The organism is Cryobacterium inferilacus (genome assembly GCF_019599185.1).
GTDB classification, from domain to species: domain Bacteria; phylum Actinomycetota; class Actinomycetes; order Actinomycetales; family Microbacteriaceae; genus Cryobacterium; species Cryobacterium inferilacus.
The window spans coordinates 1-11,906 of the sequence record NZ_JAIEUL010000020.1; the positions used below are offsets into that span (position 1 = coordinate 1).

Genomic DNA, 11,906 nt, shown 5'->3' on the forward strand with positions numbered 1-11,906 from the left:
CGTTCACGACATGCTCGCCAAACAACAGATGGCTGGTGAGCCGCTCGTGGTTGCGATAGACCTCCAGCAGCCGGGAGGTGACGCGCAGGTCCACGGCCTGTCCGATATGCGCGTAGGGGACAGAGTAGAAGTTCTTCTCCCAGACCACATGCCCGTTCTTCTGCACCCGGCGCCCCATGATCCACCGGCTGATCTCGAAAGGCGCCGACGGCAGCGGACGCAGCAGCGCCTTCTCCTCCGTCTGGAACACGCTCAGGCGGGAGCCGGCGCGTTTCTGGAACGGCTCCCGGTTGTAAGCATCCATCCGCTCCCGGATCGCGACCCGCAGTTCGGGCAGCGTCCCGAAGCTCCGATGACGCAATCCCGCGATCACCCAAGTAGCAACATGAGAAACCGTATTTTCCACGGACGCCTTGTCTTTGGGTGCCCGAGGTCGGCCCGGCAGTACCGCCGCGGAGTAGTGCGCCGCCATTTCGCGGTAGGCGTCGTTCAACACGACCTCACCCTCGCGCGGGTGCTTGATCACGCCGGTCTTTAAGTTGTCGGGCACGATCCTAGGAACCGTTCCGCCGAACCACTCAAACATCGCCACGTTCGCCAACAGCCAGGTGTCTTGCCGCATATCCAGCGCCGGCTCGACGAACGCATACCGAGAAAACGGCAGGCACGCGACGAACAAATACACCCGAGACATCTCCCCGGTGACCGGGTCAGTGAGCTGCATCGTCGGCCCCGACCAATCGACCTCGACCGTCCGCCCGGCCTTGTGGCCCACCCGGGACGCCGCCCCCGTGACCAACGCATGGGCTGCGTAGGACTTGCAGAATCGGTCGTAACCCATCGCCGGCTGCCCCGTCACTGTGCACCGGTCGACGTACTCACCATGGAGCAGCTTCAGCGTCACCCCGACCTTGGCGAGCTCTTTGTGCACCGCCTCCCAATCAGGCTGCACGAACACACTCTCGTGTTCGCCCCGACCCGGGAACAGCAGCGCATACACCTCGGCCTCGCTGCGGCCGGCAAGACCGTCACTGCCAATGCCGGCCTTCGCGGCGGCATCGAACACCGCCAGCACACTCTTGCGCGACATGCCCTGCGCGATCGCGATCGCGCGCCCCGTCCTGCCTTCAGCGCGGAGTTGAAGCACGAGCTTCGCGTTGATCCTTCGTACCATTGTTGATTACTCCTTCTGCCGCGTGCCTATACACGCGGCGGAAGGAGCTAAGCAGATGGCCCCCAACAGCAATATTCAGTGGCCCCCAAGCACGCTACCGGCCAAACCGCCCGGTGGCCCCCAAAGGCAATAACGGTGGCCCCCAGGCGCGCTAATACTCAAGTGTTGCACCGGATGTGTGACGCGATCGGTGACCGTATCCACCGTCACCTCGAACAACGCTGCGGAACCTACGTCATCCTCACCATCCTGCTCGTCACCGGCTGCGACGACCCGCCCCTCCTCGCACACCGCACGTGCGACCGCGCGTTACAGCCTCAGGGCATCGACGCGATCAGTACACTCACCTGGAGGGAAATTGCGCAGAGCCCGATCGGATACACCGCCGCGAGCTATTACGGCTGAAACACGCACCGTGGAGAAGGGACACGATCATGCGAAAAAACCACGGAAAGCCATCGCAATGCGTCCTCGGATGATGAGTAGCCAAGGAGCAGGTCGGACGTTGCGGATATTTACGATCGGCCATTCCACACGGAGCTTCAACGAGGTGCTTGAGCTACTTGATTCGAACGGTGTAAATGAATTAGTTGACGTGCGTTCCTATCCGTCCTCACGGAAGTTTCCCCAGTGGGACCAGGCAGCGATCGAAGAAGCGTTGCCTGGCAACATCGGCTATCGGTGGATCCGGGACGTGGGCGGACGCAGACATTCGCCGAAGGGGTTCAACAGCCCGAACAACGGGTGGAGAGTCAAGGCATTTCGAGACTACGCCGACTACATGGCCACCGAACAGTTCCAAACCGGACTCGCCGAGCTGATGCAGGTGGCAAACGAGTCCGTCCCGGTGATCATGTGCAGCGAAGCTGTTCCGTGGCGGTGCCACAGACGGCTAATAACCGACGCACTCATCGTCGCCGGGGTGAGTGTTTTCAACATCATGTCAGCGACCTCGACTCAACGAGCGGAGATGACCCCGTTCGCGAAAGTTCAGAACGGGAACATCATCTATCCCGAACCCGAAGCATGAGAGGCCGGGCTTCAGCTTCGAGCTGATCAAAAGAACCCGGGCAGGAGCAATCGCGATCCAGTCCAGCCGTGTGAGGATCAACGGTTGATTGGGTACGTGGTGAGTACTCCTCGTCGACAGGTGGGACGAGGCGACAGCGCCGCTGGGCCAGCGGTACCTCATGGTGGCGAATCGAGCCAATGGTGTCAGGCCAATGCAAGTTGCGCACAATGCATCTACTTGCGTAAATGCCAAGTAGTTGCGACACTTGCAATTACCACATCCGCACTGGCAAGGAAGCGACGCATGAGTTCCCATGAAGTACATCCGCAGGACGCCGCCACAATACTCGCGGAAACCGCACGGCTCGCGGCAAAAATGAGCAAGGACGTCTACGCGATGCGTGTCGCAATGGTGGGCTTGGCCGCCGCAACTGTCTTCGGGCTGCTCATCATCGGGCTGGTCCCGTCGATCGGGGCGATTATCGCCAGTACAGTCGCGATCGTGGCCGCATCCATTCCAGTTTCGCTCGTCGGAGCAACCGCACGAGCACGCGACCGGGCGTTCTCTCACCGGTACCTCCTCACCATCGGCTGCTGGGCGTTGCTCTTTGCCGTGACGATCGTTATCGGCATGTTTCTCTTCCTTCAGGTGTGGGGCTTCTGGATCCCCGCCGCAATCCTGTGTGCAATCCCGCCGGTCGTTTTCGTCATCACAGGAAGTCGAGCGGTCCGCCCATGACACATCCACGTTCCGAGCTGGATAAGGAGCTCCTCTCGCCCCTCCGCCTCTCCGTCCTCGCCGCTCTATCTCGCGTAGGTGAGGCCGAGTTCGCCGCCATTCGGGATGCAATCGAGACGAACGATGCCGAGCTTTCGCGACAACTCACCAGACTGTCGGAGGTCGGCTACCTCCTTATCGAGAAACAGCGCTCCGGCCGCTACATGAAGACATGGCTCTCGCTCACAAAGGCGGGTCGCGCCGCCCTCACTGCACATATCGCGGCGCTCAAGCGGATCACCGACAGCTAAGACTTCAAACTTGTTTAGCCACGCCCGGTGAGGTTTTTCTGGCCGGCTTCGACGCCGCCACCGAGTGATCCCGGAAAACCGTCACTGTGGAGTTGATTGCTTTCTGGCGGTGTTCTGTGATCGCTTCTTGACGCCCTTGGCTGCAGTCGGTCTTCGAGGGACTCGCGCTACAACGGCGCTTCTCTGCCGGCATCCAATATTTACCAATCTGTTCGTTTTTCTACCGTTATGGTTGATTTGGGTTATGGTGGTCGCATGCCCCGTCAAACAACAGCTGAGATCGACGCTGAGATCGTCGACCGCGCCGCCGCCCTTTTCGCCCGTCATGACGTCAGTCGCACTTCGCTGCAGCAGATAGCCGACTCGGTGGGCTACACCAAAGCGGGGCTGCTGCACCACTTCCCCAGCAAGCAGGCGATCTATGATGCGGTTGCTGTGGCCGTCAGCGACCTGACAGCTGGTCTCGTCTCGTCGGTCGAAGAAATGAGCCGGGGCGCGGAACGTGATCGCGCCGTTGTCACGTCACTCGTCGCCCTCTCCGAGCGATGGCCCGGGATCTCCGAGTTCACCACTGTGCTGGCTAACGACGGCCGGGCCACGCAACCCGAGCTCGAGCAGGCGGGGCTTGCGGTCTTGCGCGCCTTTGGGGAGGACCTCGAATCGCTACAGGACGAGCGACTCATCCGCATCGCGGGAGCAGCTTCGGCCCTGAACACAACAGTTCTGCAGGCAATCCGAGCCAACCTGACTCACGAGTGGCGAGGAGCCATCGTCGAGATGACCATGAATGCACTCGGCCACCCGGCCGCCCCCTCCCGCTGAGCTCGCCACCAAAACCTGCGTTGTCACGTCCATGCCCAGAAGGTGTGCGGGCTCTACCGTGAGTCGCCCGCGTGGGCCGGGATAGACCCGTATTCGTCGGGACAGTGTGGGGTTCCGATACCCGCAAATGGAGTATCTGGTGTCTTATCTGGTAATTCGACCCGTTTCGGGCCTATTCGGGAGGAGGGGCGATGGGCTGTTTCGCCGCGGAATCCTGCGCCTGTTACTGCTGGGGTACCTGGACTCGAACCAAGAACAAATGATAGGCGTCTCGGCCGTGCCACTCCCCCGCAGCTGGGGCGGAATCCCGCGGATTTCCGCGGTTTTCATGGGTCTAGTGTACGCGCTGGCACGGACTGATACGGGCTCATTCTGGTCACGGAGCGAGGTATCTGGTTCGTTTCTGGTCACAGAATCGAGACCATTTGGTTGACCAGGGCAGCCGCTCGCGGCGCCCGGCTAACCTGCACTCTTCGTCGCTGGCGTTGTCGAGTGACGAAGACGCTCGCTCCGAGCATCGGCCCGGATCAGATGTTGATCGGACCGGGCGAATCCGGCGCTGTCGTGGGTTCGCCGTCGAGAATGGCGTTCACGATCTTCTCGGCACGTGGCGTGAGAATGTCGCCGGGGTAGAACTGCTCGTAGAGATCGCCCGCGTCCTCGAGCGTGTGGACCTCACACAGGGCGAGGAGGAGTCGGATATCGCGGGTGTCGCGCCCGGGGCGGTTCGCTCGGAGTTTCATCACCAGCATCGCCTCCTTGGACGCCACCTCAATGACGATGCCGCCCCGATCGTGAATGGTCTCCCACTCAACGGCGCGGCCGAGAGTGGGGATAGCGTCGGCCCTCGTGACCTCGAAGTTCAGCCACTTCGCATCCCACCCATGCTTGTAGGCGACTCTCTCGGCAGCGGCGGCAACGGACTCGTCCGACCCGGGATTAATGTGAAGGACGTCCAGGTCCTGTGTTGTCCCCCGGTCGAAGTAGCGGAGAGCGAGCGCCGCACCGCCCACGAGCCGGATGCCAGCAACCTCGCCCGCATCGCGAAGCTCGGCGACGAGATCTCGAAGGCCATTGATGATGGCGCCACGATCGAGCGCAGTCGCTGTCATCACACGCTCGCGAAGGTATCCGCCCAGGCGAGGACGCCGTGTTCGGCGAACTCGTTCGGCACGTCTTCACGCTCGGGCGCCGGGTCGGCTGGGTCGATCCGAAAGACGACAGGGACGGTCAGTGTGCGATCGGGGTTGTTGACCCATTCAGGGAGCGGGATGGCTTCCTGGTTGAGTCTCCACGCCACCAGAGCCGCAATCGCCGCATCCCACACACGATCCCCGGTGTGTGCCGGCTCCGTCAGCCCCAGGATTCCTCGGACGAGTCCGTGTTCGGCGGTGAGGTTGTCATTCAATTGGAGGAGCGCCCGGAGGGCTCGGTCTGTGTCATTGGCGCGGAGATGTTCACGAATCGCCTCCGCCGCGCTCGCAGCGTCGTCCCGTCGCGTGGGAGCGGCGTACAGGCGGTGTCCGGTACCAGCGAGTAGCCGGTCAACTGTGCTGTAAGCGGCGTCTCGCCCTCGTTCATGATGAGAGACGCTTGCCTGATCGATGCCGGTCAACTCTGCAAGTCTCGCCTGAGTGAGACGACGGCTCCGGCGGGCAGCCCTGACCAGGGTGGATGACGCTGCCATGAAAATCACCTCACCTTCCAACAATATGACTCCTACGTCATATTATAGAGGCACTTCAGATATAGCAGAGCGTCAGCTGGGCACACTCGCCTTAGCCCTTGATTGCCTTCACGATGGCTCCGTGCATTTCGGGAGCGACCTCGTGGGTGTACTCGACGCTGATGTCTAAGAATCCGGCCTCGGCGAGAGTATCGAGGTATTCCTGCTTCGACAGTGCCCCGGCGATGCAGCCCGCGAAACTGCCGCGCTGGATGCGGTCCTGTTCGCTGAGGTGGTCCTCCGCGACGACATCGGAGATCCCCAGACGGCCACCCGGTTTGAGCACTCGGTACATCTCGGTGATGACCGCGTTCTTGTCGGCGGAGAGATTGATCACGCAGTTCGAGATGATGACGTTGATCGTCTCATCGGCCAGTGGGATCTGTTCGATTTGTCCCTTGATGAATTCGACATTCGTGGCGCCGGCTTTGCTCGCGTTGGCGCGGGCGAGGGTCAGCATTTCGTCGGTCATGTCGAGGCCGTAAGCGAATCCGGTGGGGCCGACCCGTCGGGCGGAGAGGAGCACGTCGATGCCGCCGCCGGAGCCGAGGTCGAGCACGGTTTCTCCGGCGCGTAGCTCGGCGACCGCGGTGGGGTTGCCACAGCCCAGGCTGGCCAAGAGGGCTTCCTCGGGGATTTCAGCACTCTCGCCACCCGTGTAGAGGATGGAGCCGAAGACGTCACCATTGCCGAGGTCGGTGGGCACGCAGCACGAGGCGCTGGAGGTATCGGAAACGTCGGTGAGCTGCAGGGCGGCCGCGGCGTAGCGCTCCCGGACAAGCTCGGTAATGTCGGACTTCTCGGTCATGAGTTCTGCCTTTCCATGGGTGACGCTTCTATAGTGATTTTTCGTGGCGCGTTAGTGCGTGACCGCGCCGTCGAGCTGCGCCGTCTCGTTTTGGGCGTAGGTCGCGAGCCCGGAGGCTGCCAGGAAGTGTTCCGCGTCGGCGGCGGCGGCGCAGCCGGTGCCGGCGGCGGTGATCGCCTGCCGGTAGCGGTGGTCGACGAGGTCACCGCAGGCGAAAACGCCGGGCAGGTTCGTCGCGGTGGTGGGATGGTCGACGAGCACATAGTTGTCAGCGTCCACGTCGACCTGGCCGAGGACGAGTTCGCTGCGGGGGTCATGGCCGATGGCGATGAAGAGCCCGGTCGCGTCGATGGAGGATTCCTCGCCCGTGATCGTGTCGCGAAGCTTCAGAGTGGTCAGTTGTTCATCGCCGACGGCTTCGACGATCTCGCTGTTCCAGCGGGGAAGGATCTTGGGGTTGGCCAGGGCCCGGTCTTGCATGATTTTCGACGCCCGCAGGGTGTCGCGTCGGTGCACCAGGGTGACGGTGTTGGCGAAGCGGGTGAGGAACATGGCTTCTTCCAGTGCGGAGTCGCCGCCGCCGCTGACGGCGATGTCCTGGCCTCGGAAGAAAAAGCCGTCGCAGGTGGCGCACCAGGATACGCCGCGGCCGGTGAGGCGTTGCTCGCCCTCGACGCCCAGCTTGCGGTATGCGGATCCCATAGCCAGGACGACGGTTCGTGCCCGGTAGGTGGTTCCGCTGCCGGTCTCGATGGTTTTCACATCTCCGGTGAGTTCAAGCGCGGTGGCGTCGTCGAAGACGATCCGCGCACCGAACCGCTCAGCCTGTTGGCGCATGTTCTCCATCAATTGTGGGCCCATGATGCCGTCGATGAAGCCGGGGAAGTTTTCGACTTCGGTGGTGTTCATCAGTGCGCCGCCGGCCTCGACGGAGCTGGTGAGCACGATGGGGTTCAGGCCCGCCCGCGCGAGGTAGATCGCTGCCGTGTAGCCGGCAGGGCCGGAGCCCACCACGACGACATTCTCGACGGCGCCGCCCTGTGCGGCATCATGGACGAGCAGGTTGGCCGGGTCTGTCGAAATAGGGGAGGTCATGCGGCTCCGAATTCGTTACAAATATTGATCGATGTCGATATAGCGTACTGATGGATATCGATACTTGTCAATTTAGATGCGATGATATTTATATGTCGTTCACCGGTCTCCTCCCCCTCGCCGATGTCACAGCCTGCTGCGCGCCGCTGGGCAAGGAAGCGCTCAGCGCCGACAGTGCCGACAAGCTGGCTCGCACGCTTAAGGCCATCGCAGACCCGTCCCGACTACGCCTCATTTCGATTGTCGCCGGGCAGGATGAGGCGTGCGTGTGCGACCTCACGGAGCCTCTCGGCCTGGGCCAGCCCACGGTGTCTCATCACTTGAAGATCCTCGTTGATGCGGGCATTTTCACGCGCGAGAAGCGAGGCACCTGGGCCTATTACAAGATCGTGCCCGGCGCCTTGAATGCGATCGGCAATCTACTCATCACGGTCTGATCTGCAGCGCAACGCCTCACGCTAGACGCCGACGATCATGAGCCAGCCCGCGAGAGTGACGAGGCTAATCAGGAGTACGGGGATGGTGAGCACGATGCCGGTTCGGAAGTACTGGCCCCAGCCGATGTGCATTCCCTTCTTGTCGAGCACATGAAGCCAAAGCAGCGTAGCCAGGCTGCCGATGGGGGTGATCTTCGGGCCGAGGTCGGATCCGATGATGTTGGCGTAGACCATGGCCTCGTGGGTGATTCCGGTCGCGCCGACGGCGCCGATCGCCAGGGCGGCTATGAGCACGGTTGGCATGTTGTTCATCAGTGAGGCGAGTACCGCGACGACGATTCCGGTGCCGAGGGCAGCGACCAGGACGCCCTGGTCACCGAAGGTGCCGAACACCTTGGCGAGCTCATCGGTCAAGCCCTGGTTGCGGAGGCCGTAGACGACTAAGTACATGCCGATGCTGAAGAGCACGATCTGCCACGGCGCATTCTTCACTACCGTGCGCACCGAAATGCGCTTCTGCAGTGTGACGCCGGGTTCTGCCGCTAGCGCCGATCGCTCAGTATCGGCGATGATGCGGCGGAATAGGAATCGGGGCTGGCGCGCTGCGACCAGGATGAGCACGATCGCTGCGCTGCCGGCGATCACGGAGAGTGGGATGCCCAGAGGGTCTGCGGTGAAGTAGCCGATCAGAAGCAGCGCCAGAACAATCCAGCCGGCCCGGAACGTGACCACATCGGTGACGGCAGTCGACGGGGCGGGAAGGTCGGACGCGTCGTACGTCTTCGGAATCGACTTGCGGAAGTACAGGAACAGGACGGCCAAGCTCGCGATCACTGTGACGACACCGACGGGCACCATCACCAGGGCGTATCGGGCGAAGCTGATGTCGAAGTAGTCGGCGGAGACGATGTTGACCAGGTTGGATACCACCAGTGGGAGGCTGCCGGCATCGGCGATGAATCCGGTGGCCATGACGAAGCCCAGGGCTGCGGCGGGTGGGAACTTGAGCGCCAGGAGCATCTGGATGACGATGGGCGTGAGGATCAGCGCCGCGCCGTCGTTGGCGAAGACGGCTGCGATGACTGCGCCCAGCAGGACGATGAGGGCGAAGAGGAGTCGTCCGTTGCCTCTCCCCCATCGGGCGACGTGCAGTGCGGCCCATTCGAAGAAGCCGCTTTCATCGAGGATCAGTGAGATCAGCACGACCGCCACGAAGGCCAGGGTGGCGTTCCAGACGATGTTGATGACGGTGGGGATGTCCGAGAGCTGCACGACCATCGTTACGAGGGCCAGCACGGCGCCGCCCAGGGCGCTCCATCCGATTCCCAGGCCTCGGGGTTGCCAGATGACGAGGGTGAGTGTGAGCACGAAAATGAGAATGGCGACCACGGTCATGGTGGAACTCCTGCGGAAGGGCTCGGTGGGCGAATTGCGCGCACCGATGCGCGAGACGGCAGGATTGTGCTGCCTTGAGTGGATCGGACAGGGCCTCAGCCCGGGTCGACTTTTGAATCCTGCCCGATATATCGATGAGAGTCAATGTGGCGGCGGGTGTGGGGTGTCCACTCCCGCCGCCATCGCCGGTTCAGGCGGGGAGAGCCTCTTGTTCTACGCCGACGCTTTCCAAAAGCGCGAGGACGTGCGAACGGATGTCATCGCGGATGCCCCGCACGACGTCCAGTGTCTGTCCGGACGGGTCGGTCAGTTCCCAGTCTTGGTATCGCTTGCCGGGGTAGACGGGGCAGGCGTCACCGCAACCCATAGTGACGACGACGTCGGCCGCCTGCACGACGTCGTCCGTGAGCGGCTTGGGAAATTCTTCGCCGAGGTCCAGACCGATCTCGCGCATGGCCTCGATGACGGTGGCGTGGATCTCGCCTGAGGGCAGGGAACCGGCGCTGCGTACGTGGACGCGGCCGCCGGAGAGGTGGGCGGTGAGCACCGCGGCCATCTGAGATCGACCGGCGTTCTGCTCGCAGACGAAGAGCACCTCGGGCACTTCCCGCGCGATCGCACCCTTGGCCTGAGCGAGCGCGGTCAACCGGTCGGTGGCGAACCGCACCGTGCGAGCAGCGACGTGTGCGCGCACCGTCGAGCCGCGCAACAGGCTGGTGTAGGACTCGAGCACGTACCGCTCCACGGTTTCGAGACCGAAGATGCCGGAGAACTTGAGCGAGAGCTCATCGGAAAGGCGGTGGAGATATGCCTCCGGGTAGACGAGCCCGGGAAGGGGGCGACGGTCCGAAACATCCATGGTCTGTGCCTTCGTCGAATGTCGGTGACTAGACGGCGACGGGGAGAAGCTCGGCGAGCAACTTCTCGATGCGCGCCTTGATGTCGTCCCGGATCGGGCGCACCTCGTCGATGCTCTTGCCCTTGGGGTCAACCAGATCCCAGTCCTCGTAGCGCTTGCCGGGGAAGATCGGGCAGACGTCGCCGCACCCCATGGTGATCACGACATCGGAGTCGCGGACCTGCTCCGTGGTCATGAGCTGGGGAATGGCCTGGCTGATGTCGATGCCCTCTTCGGCCATCGCGGCGATGGCCATCGGGGTGATCTGATCGCCGGGCTCAGAGCCGCCCGAGCGCACCTCAACGGCGCCACCGGACAGAGCGCGCATGTAGCCAGCGGCCATCTGCGAACGGCCGGCGTTGTGGATGCAGACAAAGAGAACGGTGGGCTTGTCAGTCATGGGAGAGGTCCTCACTAGTGGTTACCCAAAGCATAGACCGTCATCTATGGGTTGGGCTACTGGGTCCCGGTGACGTTCATGAGGCGTTCACGTTGAGGGTGGCAAGCAGCTCGCGAACGCGGGCTTCGATGTCATCGCGAATCTCTCGCACTCGGGTTAGCGATAATCCAACGGGGTCCTCTAGGTCCCAATCGAGGTAGCGTCTACCGGGGTAGACCGGGCAGGCATCGCCGCACCCCATAGTGATGATCACGTCGGCGGCACGCACGACGTCGTCCGTGAGGGGTTTGGGGTACTCGCCGCCGATGGGCACGCCGATCTCGTCGAGGGCGGCCACGATGATCGAGCGCACGGTGCTGGCTGGTGCCGAGCCGGCCGATCGCACGCTGACACTGTCACCGGCGAGGTGACGGAGGATGCCGGCGGCCATTTGAGATCGGCCGGCGTTTTGCACGCAGACGAAGAGGACCTCGGGCACGCCCCGCCCCGCGGGCAGGGCGGCTGCGGAAAGAGCGGACAGCCGATCGGACGCGAACCGGGAGGTGAGGGAGGGAAGATAGCGACTAATGCGAGCTTGTTCGGCGAGCAACGCATAGCTTTCCCGCACATACCGGTCAACCGTTTCGGCCGCGAAGGACCCAGCAAATCGCACGGCGAGGTCCTTCGAGATTCGCTCTAGCACCCCATCCTCGAGTGTGGATTGCCGGTCATCCTGGAGCACATCCGTCACGCGGTCGATCTGGGCGGGGCTAATGGAGTACCAGACATTGCGGCCCTCTGGTTCGCGCTCAAGCAGCCCCTCCTCGAAGAGGGCCTTGACGTGATGGCTCACCGTCGGCTGCCGCAGCTCGAGCTGGGCGGCGAGGCCGCCAACCTGAACCCTGCCGTCGTCGCTGTCCATAATGAGCGACATGATGCGCGCCCGCGTCGGGTCTGCGAGAAGTCGCAGCTCGTTTGTCGATCCCACAATTCCCATAGATGGCAGTCTATGCTTGGGCCCCGCTGGAGGGCGATACTCATCCGCTTTATCGAAATATCGATAATGATCGATATGCTGGGATGGCCGGAACAATCGACACCGCGTCGTCCCAACCGGCGGACTATGAGGCTC

15 protein-coding genes are annotated in these 11,906 nt (G+C 62.7%); 6 read left to right on the forward strand and 9 right to left on the reverse strand.

Translation table 11 applies throughout. The annotated features are described in order from the left end of the window. The coding region (istA, locus tag K2F54_RS15465; protein ID WP_220606753.1) for an IS21 family transposase at nucleotides 1-1,174 on the reverse strand (1,174 nt) is incomplete at its 3' end. Between the two features lie 174 nt (nucleotides 1,175-1,348). Here istA and K2F54_RS15470 point away from each other — a divergent pair. From K2F54_RS15470 to K2F54_RS15490, 5 genes are all read left to right on the forward strand, one after another. Continuing rightward, nucleotides 1,349-1,579, forward strand: a complete 231-nt coding sequence (locus tag K2F54_RS15470; RefSeq protein ID WP_220606754.1) for a hypothetical protein — start codon at nucleotides 1,349-1,351, stop codon at nucleotides 1,577-1,579. 10 nt (nucleotides 1,580-1,589) lie between these two features. Continuing rightward, nucleotides 1,590-2,204, forward strand: coding sequence for a DUF488 domain-containing protein (locus K2F54_RS15475; RefSeq protein ID WP_308287694.1), 615 nt, complete (start codon nucleotides 1,590-1,592; stop codon nucleotides 2,202-2,204). A 285-nt stretch (nucleotides 2,205-2,489) separates the two neighbouring features. Continuing rightward, nucleotides 2,490-2,924: a hypothetical protein gene (locus tag K2F54_RS15480; protein ID WP_220606755.1), complete on the forward strand. Its 435-nt coding sequence runs from the start codon at nucleotides 2,490-2,492 to the stop codon at nucleotides 2,922-2,924. Beyond that, the gene (locus tag K2F54_RS15485; RefSeq protein ID WP_220606756.1) at nucleotides 2,921-3,214 is read left to right on the forward strand and encodes a transcriptional regulator; all 294 of its coding nucleotides are present in this window, start codon (nucleotides 2,921-2,923) and stop codon (nucleotides 3,212-3,214) included. The genes K2F54_RS15480 and K2F54_RS15485 overlap by 4 nt, the downstream gene beginning before the upstream one ends. A gap of 255 nt (nucleotides 3,215-3,469) precedes the next feature. After that, nucleotides 3,470-4,036, forward strand: a complete 567-nt coding sequence (locus K2F54_RS15490; protein WP_220606757.1) for a TetR/AcrR family transcriptional regulator — start codon at nucleotides 3,470-3,472, stop codon at nucleotides 4,034-4,036. 527 nt (nucleotides 4,037-4,563) lie between these two features. Here K2F54_RS15490 and K2F54_RS15495 read toward each other — a convergent pair. The 4 genes from K2F54_RS15495 to trxB form a co-directional block, all read right to left on the reverse strand. After that, the gene (locus K2F54_RS15495; protein WP_220606758.1) at nucleotides 4,564-5,148 is read right to left on the reverse strand and encodes a hypothetical protein; all 585 of its coding nucleotides are present in this window, start codon (nucleotides 5,146-5,148) and stop codon (nucleotides 4,564-4,566) included. Next, nucleotides 5,148-5,723: a helix-turn-helix domain-containing protein gene (locus K2F54_RS15500; RefSeq protein ID WP_255577191.1), complete on the reverse strand. Its 576-nt coding sequence runs from the start codon at nucleotides 5,721-5,723 to the stop codon at nucleotides 5,148-5,150. Before K2F54_RS15500 ends, K2F54_RS15495 begins: the two co-directional genes overlap by 1 nt. A gap of 91 nt (nucleotides 5,724-5,814) precedes the next feature. Further along, nucleotides 5,815-6,570, reverse strand: a complete 756-nt coding sequence (gene arsM / locus K2F54_RS15505) for an arsenite methyltransferase (RefSeq protein WP_220606760.1) — start codon at nucleotides 6,568-6,570, stop codon at nucleotides 5,815-5,817. A gap of 51 nt (nucleotides 6,571-6,621) precedes the next feature. Further along, complete coding sequence (gene trxB, locus K2F54_RS15510) at nucleotides 6,622-7,665, reverse strand: thioredoxin-disulfide reductase (RefSeq protein ID WP_220606761.1); 1,044 nt, start codon at nucleotides 7,663-7,665, stop codon at nucleotides 6,622-6,624. Nucleotides 7,666-7,757: 92 nt separating this feature from the next. Here trxB and K2F54_RS15515 point away from each other — a divergent pair, with 92 nt between their 5' ends. Beyond that, nucleotides 7,758-8,102 carry an ArsR/SmtB family transcription factor gene (locus K2F54_RS15515; protein ID WP_220606817.1) on the forward strand — a complete coding sequence of 115 codons (345 nt, stop codon included), beginning with the start codon at nucleotides 7,758-7,760 and terminating at the stop codon, nucleotides 8,100-8,102. 21 nt (nucleotides 8,103-8,123) lie between these two features. Here the strand turns inward: K2F54_RS15515 and K2F54_RS15520 are convergent, their stop codons facing one another. The 4 genes from K2F54_RS15520 to K2F54_RS15535 form a co-directional block, all read right to left on the reverse strand. Then, the gene (locus K2F54_RS15520; RefSeq protein WP_220606762.1) at nucleotides 8,124-9,497 is read right to left on the reverse strand and encodes an arsenic transporter; all 1,374 of its coding nucleotides are present in this window, start codon (nucleotides 9,495-9,497) and stop codon (nucleotides 8,124-8,126) included. A 190-nt stretch (nucleotides 9,498-9,687) separates the two neighbouring features. After that, a complete protein-coding gene (locus tag K2F54_RS15525; protein ID WP_220606763.1) occupies nucleotides 9,688-10,356 on the reverse strand; it encodes an arsenate reductase/protein-tyrosine-phosphatase family protein in 669 nt (222 codons plus the stop codon). A gap of 28 nt (nucleotides 10,357-10,384) precedes the next feature. Then, nucleotides 10,385-10,795 (reverse strand): arsenate reductase ArsC, encoded by a 411-nt coding sequence (locus tag K2F54_RS15530; protein ID WP_220606764.1) that lies wholly within the window; start codon nucleotides 10,793-10,795, stop codon nucleotides 10,385-10,387. 76 nt (nucleotides 10,796-10,871) lie between these two features. Then, a complete protein-coding gene (locus K2F54_RS15535; protein WP_220606765.1) occupies nucleotides 10,872-11,771 on the reverse strand; it encodes a metalloregulator ArsR/SmtB family transcription factor in 900 nt (299 codons plus the stop codon). Nucleotides 11,772-11,906 lie beyond the last annotated feature (135 nt).